Annotated in this window: 13 protein-coding genes; 6 read left to right on the top strand and 7 right to left on the bottom strand. The window is 65.4% G+C overall.

Features of this window, described 5'->3' with window-relative positions:
* The first annotated feature begins 106 nt into the window (after positions 1–106).
* Positions 107–784, top strand: a complete 678-nt coding sequence (locus E8M83_RS01670) for a helix-turn-helix domain-containing protein (RefSeq protein ID WP_137171660.1) — start codon at positions 107–109, stop codon at positions 782–784.
* A gap of 29 nt (positions 785–813) precedes the next feature.
* Here the strand turns inward: E8M83_RS01670 and E8M83_RS01665 are convergent, their stop codons facing one another.
* The 3 genes from E8M83_RS01665 to E8M83_RS01655 are packed head-to-tail and all read right to left on the bottom strand — an operon-like array spanning position 814 to position 3991.
* Positions 814–2043: an ABC transporter permease gene (locus E8M83_RS01665; RefSeq protein ID WP_229491381.1), complete on the bottom strand. Its 1230-nt coding sequence runs from the start codon at positions 2041–2043 to the stop codon at positions 814–816.
* On the bottom strand, positions 2040–2777 hold the full coding sequence (locus E8M83_RS01660; protein ID WP_137171659.1) for an ABC transporter ATP-binding protein: 738 nt from the start codon (positions 2775–2777) through the stop codon (positions 2040–2042). The genes E8M83_RS01665 and E8M83_RS01660 overlap by 4 nt, the downstream gene beginning before the upstream one ends.
* Positions 2774–3991 carry an efflux RND transporter periplasmic adaptor subunit gene (locus tag E8M83_RS01655; protein ID WP_137171658.1) on the bottom strand — a complete coding sequence of 406 codons (1218 nt, stop codon included), beginning with the start codon at positions 3989–3991 and terminating at the stop codon, positions 2774–2776. Before E8M83_RS01655 ends, E8M83_RS01660 begins: the two co-directional genes overlap by 4 nt.
* Before the next feature lie 179 nt (positions 3992–4170).
* Here E8M83_RS01655 and rpiA point away from each other — a divergent pair, with 179 nt between their 5' ends.
* Together rpiA and E8M83_RS01645 are read left to right on the top strand one after the other, a co-directional pair.
* Positions 4171–4848, top strand: a complete 678-nt coding sequence (rpiA, locus tag E8M83_RS01650; RefSeq protein ID WP_137171657.1) for a ribose-5-phosphate isomerase RpiA — start codon at positions 4171–4173, stop codon at positions 4846–4848.
* Between the two features lie 14 nt (positions 4849–4862).
* Positions 4863–5171: a hypothetical protein gene (locus tag E8M83_RS01645; RefSeq protein ID WP_137171656.1), complete on the top strand. Its 309-nt coding sequence runs from the start codon at positions 4863–4865 to the stop codon at positions 5169–5171.
* A 58-nt stretch (positions 5172–5229) separates the two neighbouring features.
* On the opposite strand, the gene E8M83_RS01640 is transcribed toward E8M83_RS01645, so the two are convergent.
* Together E8M83_RS01640 and argA are read right to left on the bottom strand one after the other, a co-directional pair.
* Complete coding sequence (locus tag E8M83_RS01640; protein WP_137171655.1) at positions 5230–5502, bottom strand: oxidative damage protection protein; 273 nt, start codon at positions 5500–5502, stop codon at positions 5230–5232.
* Positions 5503–5541: 39 nt separating this feature from the next.
* On the bottom strand, positions 5542–6855 hold the full coding sequence (gene argA, locus E8M83_RS01635) for an amino-acid N-acetyltransferase (RefSeq protein WP_137171654.1): 1314 nt from the start codon (positions 6853–6855) through the stop codon (positions 5542–5544).
* Positions 6856–6909: 54 nt separating this feature from the next.
* On the opposite strand from argA, the gene hrpA reads away from it, so the two are divergent.
* Together hrpA and E8M83_RS01625 are read left to right on the top strand one after the other, a co-directional pair.
* Entirely contained in the window at positions 6910–10995 is a 4086-nt protein-coding gene (hrpA, locus tag E8M83_RS01630) for an ATP-dependent RNA helicase HrpA (protein ID WP_137171653.1), read from the top strand.
* A 54-nt stretch (positions 10996–11049) separates the two neighbouring features.
* Complete coding sequence (locus E8M83_RS01625; protein WP_137171652.1) at positions 11050–11670, top strand: TetR/AcrR family transcriptional regulator; 621 nt, start codon at positions 11050–11052, stop codon at positions 11668–11670.
* A 281-nt stretch (positions 11671–11951) separates the two neighbouring features.
* Here E8M83_RS01625 and E8M83_RS01620 read toward each other — a convergent pair whose 3' ends face one another.
* Complete coding sequence (locus tag E8M83_RS01620) at positions 11952–12617, bottom strand: PRC-barrel domain-containing protein (RefSeq protein ID WP_137171651.1); 666 nt, start codon at positions 12615–12617, stop codon at positions 11952–11954.
* Between the two features lie 348 nt (positions 12618–12965).
* Positions 12966–13991: an SDR family oxidoreductase gene (locus E8M83_RS01615; RefSeq protein ID WP_137171650.1), complete on the bottom strand. Its 1026-nt coding sequence runs from the start codon at positions 13989–13991 to the stop codon at positions 12966–12968.
* A 196-nt stretch (positions 13992–14187) separates the two neighbouring features.
* On the opposite strand from E8M83_RS01615, the gene E8M83_RS01610 reads away from it, so the two are divergent.
* Positions 14188–15774, top strand: coding sequence for a mechanosensitive ion channel family protein (locus tag E8M83_RS01610; protein WP_137171649.1), 1587 nt, complete (start codon positions 14188–14190; stop codon positions 15772–15774).
* The last annotated feature ends 42 nt before the right edge of the window (positions 15775–15816 follow it).

Genomic DNA, 15816 nt, shown 5'->3' with positions numbered 1-15816 from the left:
TCGACCGGGCCAGCCTATAAAATAAAGCTTGATCCGAGTTATTTTTCTCTGATTGGAGAAATATCTTCCTAATCAGAGACTATGTCAACATATAAAAAATCCTTCTATGGCATCTGAATCACCCACACTCGGCGCATTGATCCGCAGCCTGCGCAGCCGCCAGGGCTGGACCTTGAAGGAAATGAGCGTGAAAAGCGGCATCCCGGTATCGACCTTGTCGAAGGTCGAACATGGCCAGCTGACGCTGACCTACGACAAGCTGTACCAGCTGAGCCAAAAGCTCGGCATGCGCATGTCGGAGCTGTTTGCCGAAGAAGAGCAGGAAGTGGAAGCGCCAGTGACGGCGCGCCGCAGCCTGGGCGACCTGGCCAGCGCGGTGCGGGTCGAGACCCCCAATTACGACTACCACTACCTGTGCGCCGAACTGCGGCGCAAGCGCATGATCCCGGTGATCGCGCGCATCCGCGCCAAGTCTGTCAAGCAGTTCGGGCAGCTGGTGCATCACTCGGGAGAAGAGTTCACCTACGTGCTCAAGGGCGCCGTGGTGCTGCACAGCGAGTTCTACGACCCGGTGGTGTTACGGGAAGGGCAGTCGATCTATTTCGACTCGAGCATGGGGCATGCCTACCTGATTCCGGAAGGTTGCGACGAGGCGGAGGTGCTGACCGTGATGTCGAGCGACGACGAGGAGCAGATGCAGTCGATCATGTCGACGCATTCACATGCGGAAGGGGTGGGGGCGGCGGCGCCGGCCAAGCCGCGCAAACGCACCAGCAAAACGTAGGCGTTGTCGCGGCTGGCCGAAAGAGAGGGCTATTCGTAGCGCAGGCAGTCGACCGGCAGCAGCCTGGAGGCGCGCCGCGCCGGATAGAAGCCGAAGAACACGCCCACCGCGGTCGAGAACCCGCACGCCACCAGGATGCCCGACATGGTGAGATACACCTCGAAGTCGCCGCCGCCGAAGGCCGTGATCAGCGCCGCGCCGCCGGCCGCGATCGCAATCCCGACCAGGCCCCCGGCCAGGCAGATCACCACTGCCTCGGCCAAAAACTGCAGCAGCACCGCATTCGGCCGGGCCCCGATCGCCATCCGGATGCCGATCTCGCGCGTGCGCTCGGTCACCGACACCAGCATGATGTTCATGATCCCGATCCCGCCCACCAGCAGCGAGATCGCGCCGATCAGGCCGAGCAGCAGCGCGATGCCGGTGGTGATCTTGTTGGCCGTCTCGGCGATCGTGTTCAGGTTCTGCACCCTGAAGTCGTCCGGATCGTCGACCCGGATCCGGTGGCGGTCGCGCAGCACTTCCTTGATGTCTTCGATCGCCTCGTTCATCGACATGTCCGAACGGCCCTGCGCGTTGATGTAGTGGACGTTCTGCGGGAACGGCGACTTGACCAGGTGGGCGCTGGCCGCCGTGATCGGCACCAGGATCTGTTCCGACAGCTCGGTGCCGTCGCTCTGGCGGCCTTCGCCGGCCAGCACGCCGACCACCTGGAACGACACGTTCTCGATGCGCAGGTAGCGCCCGAGCGGGTCGGCGCGGTAGAAGAACTGGTCGGCCACCTTCTGGCCGATCACCGCCAGCCGCGCGCTGGCGCGCACGTCGGCTTCGCCGAACAGCGTCCCCTGGTCGACCTTCCAGTTACGGATGGTGAACATGGCCGGCGTCACGCCGATCACGGTGCTGCTCAGGTTCTCGCTGCCGGCGCTGACCTTGAAGTTGCCCTGCAGTGCGGGCGCGGCGCCGGTCAGGCTGGGCAGGGCATTGAGCGCTTCGGCGTCGCCCTGGGTCAGCACGGCCACCTTGCCTTCGCGGGCGCGCTGGGCCGCGGTGCGATCGCCCCCCGGCATCACGTACACCATATTCGTGCCCAGCACCTCGAGCTGCTTGCCGATGAAGCGCTGCATGCTGTCGCCCAGCGCCAGCAGCAGCACCACCGAGGCGATGCCGATCACGATGCCCAGCATGGTCAGCGCGGTGCGCAGGCGGTTGGCGGCCATCGAGCGGAACGACTCGATCAGGATCTGGATCGGGTTCATGGCGCGACTCCCACCTGGCCTGGGGCGAACTGGCGCAGGCCGTCGGCGGCCGGTCCGTCGTACAGCACCCGCCCATCCTTCAGGCGCACCAGGCGGCGGCTCACGGCAGCGATGTCCGGCTCGTGGGTCACCAGCACGATGGTGATGCCGCGCTCGCGGTTCAGTTGGCCGAAGCTGTTCATGATGTCGTCGCTGGTTTGCGTATCGAGGTTGCCGGTCGGCTCGTCGGCCAGCAGCAGCGGCGGATCGGTCGCCAGCGCGCGGGCGATCGCGACGCGCTGCTGCTGGCCGCCCGACAGCTGGTTCGGCGTGCGCCCGGCAAGATTGCCCAGGCCGACCCGTTCCAGTTCGGCCAGCGCGCGCGCATGTGCCTTGGCGCGCGCGACGCCGCCATAGATCAGGGGCAGGGCGACGTTCTCGGCCAGGTTCATGCGCTTGATCAGGTTAAAACTCTGGAACACGAAGCCGATCTTGCGGTTGCGGATGTCGGCCAGGGCCGGGCGGTCGAGCGTGCGCGTATCGACGCCGTCGAGCAGGTACGTGCCGCCGGTCGCCTGGTCCAGGCAGCCGAGGATGTTCATCAGGGTCGACTTGCCGGAGCCCGAGGCGCCCATGATGGAGACGAAGTCGCCGCGCTCCACCACCAGGTCGACGCCGTGCAGTACCGGCGTCTCGACGCTGCCGCTGACATAGGTCTTGGTGACGCCGCGGATATCGATCAGCGGCCCGCTCATCGATTCTCCGGCTGGGCCAGCGCACGGGTCACCACGCGGTCGCCCGGTTTCAGGTCACCGGCCAGGATTTCGGTATACCGGAAGTTGGACAGGCCGGCGCGGATGTCGACCGGCTGCGGCTGGTTCATCGCGTCGAGTTTATAGATCTTGAACATGCGCGCGGTCTCGCTGGCGCTGCGGAAGGCGACGTCGTCGTCCGCCTGCGCGGGCGGCGCTGGCTTGGCGGCCACCTGCTTCACGTCCTTGTCCCTGGCCTCGTTGCGCTTCTTCTCGGCCGCCTGCTCTTCTTCGGACAGGCGGAAGCGCAGCGCCGTGGTCGGGATGCGCAACACGTCGGGGCGGTTCGCCACCACCAGGCGCACCTGGGCCGTCATGCCGGGCTTGAGCAGTTCGTCGCTATTGTCGACGTCGAGCACGACGTTGTAGGTGACGACGTTCTGCACCACGTTCGGCGCCAGGCGGAACTGGCGCATGGTGGCGTGGAATTCCCGGTCGGGATAGGCGTCGACCACGAAGCGCGCCGGCAGGCCATCCTTGAGCAGGCCGACGTCGGCTTCCGACACGCTGGTGTCGATCTGCATCTTGGTCAGGTCGTTCGCGATCTGGAACAGGTTCGGCGTGGTGAACGACGCCGCCACGGTCTGCCCCAGGTCGATCGTGCGCTTGATGATCACGCCGTCGATCGGCGAGCGGATCACGCTGTTGTTGAGGTCAGCCCGGGCGCGGTCGAGCTGGGCCTGGGCCAGTTTCAGGTTGGCCGCGGCGACATCCATCTCGCGCCGCGACTGGTCGAGCGCCAGGCTGGAGACGAAGTTCTGCGCCACCAGCTGTTCGTTGCGCTGGAAGGTGGCCTGGGCCAGGCGCAGGCTGGCGCGCGCCGAGGCGATATTGGCTTCGGCCTGCCCCACCTGGGCGTTGAAGATGGTCGGCTCCAGCTTGAGCAGTACCTGGCCTTTTTTCACGCGGTCGTTGAAGTCGGCGTGCAGCTCGGCCACGGTGCCCGACACCTGCGAGCCGACGTTGATCAGGGCGACTGGATTGATGGTGCCGGTGGCGGTCACGGTCTGGTTGATGGCGCCGCGGTCGACCGCGCTGCTGCGGTATTTGGATGGCGGCACCACATCGTCTTTCGGCTTGAGCAAAACCGCGGCTGTCGCGACGGCGACCAGGATGGCGGTGGCGATGACGATGCGTTTCTTGGTAAAGATTTTCATTGGTTCCCACTGAAACGGACTGCGACGAAAACGACGAGTGTGATGCCTCGTTACAAGATTAGCAAATGCAGATTGCATGAACGTGGCATGCATATGCCAGATAGTGCGATGTTTTTTCAGCGGGAGAATCGCGGCAATCCGCTAAAATGGCGCATTCCCTTTCCTCTACCAACCGCATCATGACTCAAGACGAACTGAAACAGGCAGTGGCGCGCGCCGCCATCGATTACGTGGTCGATGGTGAAATCATCGGCGTCGGCACCGGCTCGACCGCCAACTTCTTCATCGACGAACTGGCCAAGATCAAGGACCGCATCAAGGGCACCGTGGCGTCGTCCGAAGCCACCGCTGCGCGCCTGCGCGGCCACGGCATCCCGGTATTCGACCTGAACGAGGTGGAGTCGATGGCGGTCTACATCGACGGCGCCGACGAGATCGACGCGCAAGGCGCCATGATCAAGGGCGGCGGCGCGGCGCTCACGCGCGAGAAGATCGTGGCGTCGGTGTCGAACAAATTCGTTTGCATCGCCGACGGGTCGAAGCTGGTCGACACGCTCGGTAGATTCCCGCTGCCGGTCGAGGTGATCCCGATGGCGAGGGCCGTCGTGATGCGCAAGCTGGCGGCCCTCGGCGGCCAGCCGAAACTGCGCCTCAAGCCGGGCACCGACCAGCCTTATATTACCGATAACGGCGGTGAGCTGATCGACGTGGCCGGCCTGTCGATCACCGACCCGGTGGCGCTCGAAGAGCGGATCAACCAGATCACCGGCGTGATCGCCGTGGGCCTGTTCGCCAGGGCCGGCGCCAACGTCTGCCTGCTGGGCACGGCCGACGGCGTCAAGACCCTGTCGCTGTAAGAAGGAGAACGGCCTTGAAACGCGCGTGGATCGTGGCGGCGGTACTGCTGGGCGGTTGCTCCGCCTTCGGCAGCAAGGTGGATTTGTCGGAACCGGCCGTGGTGGCAGCGTCGACCGACGTCGTCGAGATCCAGCGCGTGCCGTTCAAGATCGGCGTGTCGTCGACCACGGTCGAGCAATTGGCCCGGGCGCAGGCCTGCGCCAGCGAGCAGGGCGCAGGCCTGGTCACGGAGCCGGGGCCGATCGAGGTCTACCGGATGCAATGCCAGGATGGCAAGGTATTCATGGCGCGCTGCGAATTGCGCCAGTGCCGCAAGATGTAAAAAATCCCGCTGGCGGCTGGCGCCGCAAGCGGGATTTTTCCTGGACGATGCGTTTCGATCAGGCCGTCGGCGGCACGTAACCCACCGCCGCATCGGCGCCTTCGCCGAAGAAATGCTTCTCCATTTGCGTCGCCAGGTATTTGCGCGCGCGGTCGTCTGCCAGGTTCAGGCGGTTTTCATTGATCAGCATCGTTTGATGCTTGAGCCATGCCTGCCAGGCCTCTTTCGAGATCGACAGGTACAGCTTCTTGCCCATTTCGCCTGGGACCGGCGGGAAATCCAGGCCTTCGGCTTCCTTGTTCAGTTTGATGCAGTGGACGGTGCGTGCCATCGTGTACTCCTGTTGTGCGTTTTCCGGGTAAGACCGCTATTATAAGGTCTTGATCAGTACCTGTGACCGGCGCTGCCAGTTGTACATATGTTGTCGGTCTTTTGGCAGATCGTCCACGGTGGCCGGCACGAAGCCGCGCTTCTTGAACCAGTGCGAGGTGCGCGTGGTCAGCACGAACAGCTTGGTTAATCCTGCTGCACGGGCGCGGTTTTCCATATGCTTCAGGATGCGCTCGCCGTCGCCCTGGGTCTGGGCGTCCTGGCTCACCGTCAGGCAGGCCATCTCGCCCATCTTCGCTTCGGGGAAGGGATACAGCGCCGCGCAGCCGAAGATCACGCCGTCGTGGTCGATCACCGAGAACTGATCGATCTCGCGCTCGATCAGCTCGCGGCCCCGATACACCAGGGTGCCGTCCGCTTCGAGTGGCTCGATCAGCTTGATAATTCCGCCAACGTCCTCAATTGTGGCCTGGCGCAGGCTTTCCAGGTTCTCGTGGCTGATCATGGTGCCCACGCCGTCGTGGGTGAACACCTCGAGCAGGGCCGAGCCGTCCATCTCGAACGGGATGATGTGGGCGCGGTCGACGCCGGCGTTGCAGGCCTTGATCGCGTGCTGCATGTAGAACGCGGCGGGGTCCGAGAGGAATCCTGCCTGCAGCACCGCTTCGGCCATGTGCGACGACAATTCGCGCAGCTCGGCGCCGCCGGCATCGAGCATCATCGGCGATTCGGTGATGAAGATCAGCTTGTCGGCGTGCAGGGCGATCGCGGCCGACGCGGCCACGTCTTCCATCGTCAGGTTGAAGATCTCGCCGGTCGGCGAGAAGCCCAGCGGCGACAGCAGCACCAGGTTGTCCTCGGTCTGCAGGATCGGGTGGATTTTTTCGGCGGCGATCTTGCGCGTCACGCCGGTGAGCTCGAAGTCGACGCCGTCGATCACGCCCAGCGGGCGGGCGACCACGAAGTTGCCCGAGACGATGCTGATCTGGGCGTTCGACATCGGCGTATTGGGCAAGCCCTGGCTGAAGGCGGCCTCGATATCCAGGCGCAGCTCGCCGGCGGCTTCCTTGGCGCATTCCAGCGCGGCGGTGTCGGTGACGCGCACGCCGTTGTGGAAGCGTCCCTCGACGTTGCGCAATGCCAGCTGTTCGGCTACCTGCGGCCGCGAACCGTGCACCAGCACGATGCGGATGCCGAGGCCGACCAGCAGGGAGAGATCTTGCGCCAGTACCGGCAGGGCGCCGGCGGCCACCAGTTCGCCCGGGAAGGCGACCACGAAGGTCTTGCCACCGAAGGCATGAATATACGGCGCGACCGAGCGCAGCCACTGGACGAATTGGGTAGGAGTTTCCATTTGCCGCATTATAATTCGCTGCGCGTTGTGCGCACCAAATCCTTGTAAAAATCAATGTCTGAACAGAGTAACAAGCCTTCGCCACAGCCGGCGCGCGAAGCAGGCGCCACCGCCAACGCCAATTCCTCCGAGCGTCGCCCACGTCGTGCACCGGGCGCGTCCGGCGAGCGGGGTGAGTCGCGTCCACGCCAGGAACGTCCGCCGCGCGAAGAAACTCCCGTGGTGCGCAACCCGCTGCCTTTGATTACGTTCCCCGAAGACCTGCCGGTCTCCGGCCGCCGCGCCGAGATCGCGAAAGCCATCGCAGGGAACCAGGTGGTCATCGTCTCGGGCGAAACCGGTTCGGGCAAGACGACCCAGCTGCCGAAGATCTGCCTGGAACTGGGCCGCGGTAGCAAAGGCCTGATCGGCCACACCCAGCCGCGCCGGATCGCGGCGTCGTCGACCGCCAAGCGCATCGCCCAGGAACTCGGCTCGCCGCTGGGAGAGCACGTCGGCTTCAAGGTGCGTTTCAACGACACCCTGCAAAAGGGCGCCTCGGTCAAGCTGATGACCGACGGTATTTTGCTGGCCGAAACGCAGACCGACCCGCTGCTGCGCAACTACGACACGATCATCATCGACGAGGCGCACGAGCGCAGCCTGAACATCGACTTTTTGCTCGGCTACCTCAAGCAGCTGCTGCCGCGCCGTCCCGACCTGAAGATCATTATCACTTCGGCGACCATTGACGCCGAGCGCTTCGCGCGCCACTTCGCCGCCAACGACAAGCCGGCGCCGGTGATCGAGGTGTCGGGCCGCCTGTACAAGGTCGAGGTGCGCTATCGCCCGATCGACCGGGACCCGGTTGCCGGAGCCCCTGCGGTCGACCCGACCAAGCCGCTGCCGAAGGCGCAAGCCGCGCGTGAAAAACGCGACCTGATGGATGGCGTGGTCGACGCGGTCGATGAGCTGTGCCGCCTCGGTTCGGGCGACGTGCTGGTGTTCCTGCCGGGCGAGCGCGAAATTCGCGACTGCGCCGAGGCGCTGCGCAAGCACCATCCGCCGCACGTCGACATCCTGCCGCTGTTCGCCCGCCTGTCGGTCGAGGAGCAAGACCGCGTGTTCCGCCCCAGCGGCAACGCGCGCCGCATCGTGCTGGCCACCAACGTGGCCGAGACCTCGCTGACCGTGCCGGGCATCCGCTACGTGGTCGACACGGGTCTGGCGCGGGTGAAGCGCTACAGTTTCAGGAACAAGGTCGAGCAGCTGCAGGTCGAGCCGATCGCGCAGTCGGCCGCCAACCAGCGCGCCGGCCGTTGCGGCCGCGTGGCCGACGGCGTCTGCATCCGCCTGTTCGAAGAGGACGATTTCAACAAGCGTCCGAAATTCACCGAACCGGAAATCCTGCGCTCGTCGCTGGCGGCCGTCATCCTGCGCATGAAGTCCCTGCGCCTGACCGATGTCGAGACCTTCCCCTTCATCGAGGCGCCGCAAGGGCGCGCGATCGCCGATGGCTACCAGCTGCTGCACGAAGTCGGCGCGGTCGACGACGATAATGAGTTGACGCCGCTGGGCCGCAAGCTGGCCAAGCTGCCGCTCGACCCGCGCGTGGGCCGCATGATCCTGGCCGCGCTCGACAATCACTGCCTGACCGAGATGCTGATCGTGGCTTCGGCCCTGTCGACGCAAGACCCGCGCGACCGGCCGATCGAATACCAGCAGCAGGCCGACGAGAAGCACAAGAAGTTCGCGGACGAGAAATCCGAATTCCTGGGCTACCTGAAGATCTGGGCCTGGTTCGAGGACGCGATCGCGCACAAGAAGACCAATCGCCAGTTGCAGGACAACTGCCGCGCCAACTTCCTGTCGCAGCTGCGCCTGCGCGAGTGGCGCGACGTGCATTCGCAATTGCTGACCATCGTGCGCGAGCAGGGTTGGCGCTTGAATGAAAGCCCCGCGACCTATGAACAGCTGCACCTGGCGCTGCTCACTGGCTTGCTGGGCAATATCGGCTTCAAGGCCGAGGACGAGCAGGGCGGCGTGTATCTTGGCGCGCGCGGCATCAAGTTCCACATCTGGCCCGGCTCCACGCTGGGCAAGAAGGCGGGCCGCTGGATCATGGCGGCCGAGCTGGTCGAGACCACGCGCCTGTATGCGCGCACCATCGCCCAGATCCAGCCGGAGTGGGTCGAGAAGGTCGGCGCCCACCTGCTGAAAAAATCGTGGGGCGAGCCGCGCTGGGAAAAGAAACAGGCGCAAGTGACGGCGCTCGAGCGCGCGACCCTGCACGGCATCGTCATCTATGGCGGGCGGCGCATCAACTACGGCCAGCGTAATCCACGCGAGGCGCGCGAGATCTTCATTCGCGACGCGCTGGTGGCCGGAGACTACGAGACCCGGCTGCCGTTCTACATCCACAACCACAAGCTGGTGAAGGACATCGAGAACCTCGAGCACAAGTCGCGCCGCCAGGACGTGCTGGTCGACGACCAGCTGATCGCGGCCTTCTACGACAGCGAGATCCCGGGCGATATCGTGAACGGCGCCGGCTTCGAGAAGTGGTACAAGGATGCGGCGCGCGACAATCCGAAGCTCTTGTACCTGAACCGCGAAGAGCTGATGCGCCACGAGGCGGCCGGCGTCACCACCGAGCTGTTCCCGAAGACGATGGTCGTCACCGGCATCGAGATGGGCCTGACCTATCACTTCGAGCCGGGCAGCGTGCGCGATGGCGTCACGCTCGCCGTGCCGCTGTTCGCGCTGAACCAGATTCCGCAGGAGCGTCCGGCGTGGCTGGTGCCGGGCATGATCAAGGAAAAAGTGCACCTGCTGCTCAAATCGCTGCCGCAGAAGCTGCGCCGCCACTGCGTGCCGCTGCCCGAGTATGCCGCCAGGTTCGTCGACCGCATCCATGCGGCGGGCGCCTTCGGGCGCGGCGACCTGGTCGACGTGTTGATCATGGATGTGCGCGCGCAGACCGGCGTGGCGGTGCGCAGCGCCGACTTCAAGCTCGAGACCCTGCCGGCCCATATGTTCATGAACTTCAAGGTCATCGACGAGCATGGCCGCCAGCTGGACATGGGGCGCAATCTCTCGACCCTGCAGGCCGAGCTGGGCGGACAGGCGCGCCAGAGCTTCCAGAAGATGGCGGAGGCAACGCCTGCCGCGGCCAATGCGCGGGCCCAGGCGGCGCGGCCGGTGGCGGCGGCGCCCAGTGCGCCCGCTGCGCCTGCCGGCAAGGGCAAGGGCGGTGCGCCGCAGGCTGCGCCGGCGGCGACCGCGCCGGCCCAGGAATCGGCATCCGGCCGCCAGCATACGGGCCTGACCGGCTGGACCTTCGGCGAGCTGCCCGAGCTATTGGAGATCAAGCAGGGCAAGCTGACCCTGATCGGTTTCCCGGCGCTGGTCGACAAGGGCACGCACTGCGACCTGGAGGTGTTCGACGATCCGAACGTGGCGGCGCGCACCCATCGCGTGGGCCTGCGCCGGCTGTTCGCGCTGCAGTTCAAGGAACAGCTGAAGTTCGCCGAGAAGAACATCCCGGGCCTGCAGGGCATGGGCATGCAGTTCATGAACATCGGCTCGCAGGAAGACTTGCGCGACCAGATCGTTGCCAAGGCGATCGACATCGCCTGCCTGCAGGATCCGCTGCCGGTCGATGCGGCCTCGTTCAACCAGCGCCGTGACCAGGGCAAGGGCCGCATCGGCCTCTTGATCAACGAGGTGGCGCGCCTGGCCGGGCAGATCCTGGGCGAGTACCACGGCCTGCCCAAGCGCGTGCAGGGCCTGCCGTCGGCGGTGTCGTCGGACATCTCGGCGCAGTTGCAGGCGCTGGTGCACAAGCGCTTCATCGCCGACAACGAGTACGGCCAGCTGGCGCACTTCCCGCGCTACCTGAAGGCGATCAATGTGCGACTCGAGAAGTTGCGCGGCAATCCATCGCGCGATGCGCAGCTGATGGCCGAGTGGCAGACGGCGGCCAGCCAGTTCCAGCGCACGCTCAAGAATATGGCGGGCAAGAACAACGATCCGCGCATGATCGAGTTCAGGTGGATGCTGGAAGAGCTGCGGGTGTCGCTGTTCGCGCAGGAGCTGAGGACGCCGATGCCGGTGTCGGCCAAGCGGCTGCAAAAAGTATGGGAGTCCATGTTGCGGTAAGCGGTGTGGTGAAATACCGCTTGCTGTTTCGCACACCTGTGCTAAAGTGGCTCAATGAACACCACGGCCAAAAGCGAAGCAACCTACGCCACCATCCTCGATTCCGCGGTCGAGATGGCGTCGACCGAAGGCATCGGCCGCTTGTCGCTGGGTGAGCTGTCCAAGCGCACCGGGATCAGCAAGAGCGGCGTGTTCTCGCGCGTCGGCTCGCTCGAGGCCCTGCAGGCGGCGGTGCTGGACGAATACGACCGGCGCTTTGCCGATGAGGTCTTCCTGCCTGCCTTGCAATCGCCGCGCGGCCTGCCGCGCCTGTCCGCGATGGTCAACCTGTGGCTGAAAAAGATCGCCGGTGAAACCGCGCGCGGTTCCTGCCTCTACACGGCGGGCGCTTTCGAATTCGACGATATCCCGATGCCGCATCCGCTGCGCGAGCGCATCGAGGCGGGCGTGGTGCGCTGGCGCGCATCGATCCGCAAGACAGTGCTGCAGGCGATGGAAGCAGGGCATCTGCGGCCAGATACCGAGCCCGAGCAGCTGGTGTTCGAGATCTACAGCCTGGTGATCGGGGTGATGCACGACGCGCGCTTCCTGCGCGACGAGGGTGCGCCCAAGCGGGCGCAGCGTGCCTTCAACCGCCTCATTTCCACCTACAGGAGTTTCAGCGACCTCGAATGAGGTCGGTCGGGCCGGGACGGGCATCGCCCGCCCTTTTTTTTATCAAATTTCGCACACCCGTGCGAAAGCGGGCTGTGCAGAAGGAGTCGGTCATGTCTGGATTATGGTTACTGGTGCTGCCCCTGGCCGGATTGGCAGGGTATCTGGTACGCGTTGCGCTGCTTGGCGTGCCGCGGTCGAACGACGATTTCGTGTTTTGTTGAGCGATTGGCGTAGCGCCCGGAATGCAAGAGGGGACGGCAGTACGCCGTCCCCTCTTGCATTCCGGGCCTAGTGTGGCATCAACCGATATTGCTGCCCCTGATCCGGCTGATATCCTTGTCGTCGCCCAGGTTGCCCGAGCGCGGGTCGAGGCTGCTGCCCGGTCCTTGGTTCGCCCGCGAATCGCCCATGCCGGCGCCGGCGCCGCCCAGGCTGCTGGAACCGGCATGCCCGGCGCCCACGCTCGAGCCCATCGCGCCGCCGGCATAGGTGCTGCTGCCGGTCCCGGCGCCGCCCACCATGCCGCCGATCGGCACACCCGGCCCCATGGTCGGTGCGCCCGAACGGTTCGGGTCGGTACCATAGAAGCTGTGGATGCCGCTCGCCCAGCTCAGGTCGCTCATATCCGGCCAGGCATCCTTGTCGAAGCCCGGCGCGGTCTTGAGGCGGTCCTTGTCGATATTGAGCACGAAGCGTTTATTGACGGTGTCCAGGTGCAGCGCCTGCCATGGCACCGCGAACAGTTTTTCTCCCACGCCCAGGAAGCCGCCGAAAGCCAGCACGGCGTAGGCCACTTGGCCGGTCTGCATGTCGAGCATGATTTCCTTGATATCGCCCAAGTCTTCCTCGGCGGCGTTGACGACGCTGTCGCCAATCAAGGTGTCGGCGCCCATCAGGGAAGGTCCCGGTCCGGCGTTCGTGCTGTCCCTGTAGATACCGTATTTATCGCGGTCTGCGTAGCCCATATGTTCCTCCTAGTCAATTGACGTTGCGAACAATGCGACGATCATCCCGATTTGAGCAGACCGTCACCCTACGAAGGAGTCATGATAGGACGCTACCGGTTCGGGGCGCGCGCGCTAGCATCGAACGGGCTGGAGCACTATGCGAGCCAGCGCACAGATCAGCCCGCGTGGCATGGCTAATCTGCCAAGCTATGTTTAGGAGGAAAATCAGATGACCGTCATTTCGCGCTGCACCAACGCCGGCCCGCTTGGCCAGCTGATCCGCACCCGGTCCTTCGCTTCGCTGCTGGCGCGCCTGCTGCGCCGCGGCTGACCGCCCGGCAGCGCCAGGCGGACCGAAGTGAACGCTTACGGCTGTCCGCCGCCGCCCGCCACGCCATACACATGGCCGGTGGTATAGCTCGATTCGTCCGACGCCAGCGTGACGAACACCGCCGCCAGCTCGGCCGGCTGGCCCGGACGCTTCATCGGCGTATCTTCCCCGAACTTCTGGCGCCCCTCCGGAGAATTGCCGCCGGCCAGCTGCAGCGGCGTCCATACCGGCCCCGGCGCCACCGCATTCACCCGAATCCCTTTCGATGCCATCTGCTTGGCCAGCGACTTGGTAAAGGCCACCTCGAAGGCCTTGGTCGCAGCATAGTCGAGCAGTTTTTCCGGCGGATCGTAGGCCGTCTGCGACGAGGTATTGATGATGGCGCTGCCGGCTGACATGTGCGGGATCGCCGCCTTGGTGATCCAGAACACCGCATATACATTGGTCTTCACGGTCCAGTCGAACTGCTCGCTGGTGATGTCGAGGATCGACGCATTGTTCTGCTGGCGCGCGGCATTGTTGACCAGGATGTCCAGGCCGCCCAGTTCGCGCACCGCCGTCTCCACCAGCTTCTTGCAGAAAGCTTCGTCGCGGATATCGCCGGGAATCGCCACCGCCTTGCGGCCGGCATCGCGGATCAGCTGCATCACTTCGCGCGCATCCGGCTCCTCGGCCGGCAGGTAGCCGATGGCGACGTCGGCGCCTTCGCGCGCATAGGCGATCGCGGCGGCGCGGCCGATGCCCGAGTCGCCGCCGGTGATCAGGGCCTTGCGTCCGGCCAGGCGGCCGCTGCCGCGGTAGGTGGTTTCGCCATGGTCGGGACGCGGCGTCATCTTGCTGGCCAGCGCCGGCCAGTTCTGTTCCTGGTTGGGGAAGGGCGGGCGTGGATAGCGCTTGGCCGCTTCGCGCGCGGCGTTCGGCGCCGGCTGGTTGCCGCCGCTCGCCTGCTGGGCCAGGGCCGGGACGGCGGCGGCCGAGGCGGCCACGCCGGCGGCAACGGTGCTCACGAAGCGACGGCGCGATGGCGTCACGCCTTCTGGCTTCTGGTCTTCTGGATTCATGCTTGCTCCTTGATGGGGGTGGGCGGCCGCCAAGCGCGGCCACTGGTGGCGAAGATGTTAGTCGTTATCGAAAAGACACGGAACACGGTAGCTCGCCGGCAAGAATCGAAGGAAGACTGTTGTAAGCGCACGCATTGCCGGTTGAGAAGAAGTGTTCTGGGGTAACATTTCGCCTTTACCGATTTTGCGTCTTTCCATGACGATCTTCCGAGCACTCCTCGTCCTTGCCTTGCTTGCGCTATATCCCTTCGCCTGGGCTGCAGAGCTCGAGCCAACGCCCACCGCCGCGGCGCCGGCCCAGCCGGCCGTGCGCGCCGACTTCACCGTCGCCACCCGCAAGGTCTTCGTGTTCCGCTCGACCCTGGACGGCCACTCGCCGCAGGACCGTCTCGAAGCGGCCCAGCGGCGCCTGGACAAGGCCTTGTCGGGCAAGGGACCACAGCGCACCGCGACCAGGCAGCTCGCCCAGGGCAGCCAGGTGCTGCTGGACGGCGCGCCGTTGTTCCTGGTGACACCGAACGACATCAACGCGCTGGCCGGCGACACGCCGCACGACGTCGCCCAGGACAGCGCGCGCAAGCTCGAGCGCGCCCTGGCCGCGCGGCGCGAGGCGAGCGATCCGCGCGTGCTGGTCGAGGCGGCGGCGCTGTGCATGGCCGCCACGCTGGCCTATGTGGTCGTGCTGCGCGCGCTGGTGCTGCTGCGCAGCGCGGTCAAGAGCCGCTTCGAGCGCCTGCTCGGCGTGCGCCTGGCGCGGGTGAGCTTTCGCAATGTGCGCCTGCTCGATGCCCAGCTCTATGTGAGCTTCCTGCGCCAGGTAACGATGGCGGTGGTGTGGGGCCTGCGCCTCCTGGCCACCTATATCTGGATCAGCTTCCTGCTCGGCGAGTTCGCCTATACCCGCAGCTGGGGCGAATGGCTCAAGGGCTACCTGGTCGAGATGGCGGTCGGGATCGGCCAGTCGATGGCGGCCGCGATTCCCGGCTTGCTGGTGGTGCTGGTGATCGCCGCGCTGGCGCGCCTGGTGATGCTGACCGCGGCTTCGGTGTTCAAGCGGGTCGAGAGCGGAGAGTTGCAGGTCGGCTGGCTCGACCAGGACACGGCGGCGCCGACCCGGCGCCTGGTCAACCTGGTGATCGGGCTGTTCGCGCTGGCGATGTCCTATCCCTACCTGCCTGGCTCGCACACGGCGGCCTTCCAGGGCGTGACGGTGCTGGCCGGCCTGATGGTGTCGATCGGCGCCTCGAGCATCGTCGCGCAAGGCGCGGCGGGCCTGATCCTGATGTACACCCGCTCGCTGCGCAAGGGAGAATATGTGCGCGTGGGCGACAAGGAGGGGACGGTGGTCGACATGGGCATGTTCGAGACCCGCCTGCGCACCGGCAGCGGTGAAGAGGTCCTGATGCCGAACGCCTGGGTGCTGTCCAACACCACCAGCAATTTTTCGCGCGACGGCGTGACCGAGGACGGTTTCGTCACCGAGGTCAAGGTCACGGTCGGCTACGACACGCCATGGCGCACGGTGCATGCGCTGCTCGACGATGCTGCCGCGGCGACGCAGGGCATCGCGGCCGAACCGGAGCCCTTCATCGTGCAGTCGGCGCTGTCCGACTTCTATATCGAGTACCGCCTGTGCGCGCATTCGTCGGCCGACAGCCCGCGCGGCCGGGCCGAGGTGCGCAACGCGCTGCACCAGAACGTGCTGGACGTGTTCGATGCTGCCGGCGTCAGGCTGACGTCGCCGCATTTCCACCATGTCGCCTTGCAAAACGGGCGGAAGTAAACGAAAAAACGGGTGACCCGGCATCGCCGCGTCACCCGTTTC

The sequence above is a fragment of the Massilia sp. HP4 genome (assembly GCF_005222695.1).
GTDB lineage: Bacteria > Pseudomonadota > Gammaproteobacteria > Burkholderiales > Burkholderiaceae_D > Telluria.
This window is presented reverse-complemented; position numbering and strand designations above follow the sequence as displayed.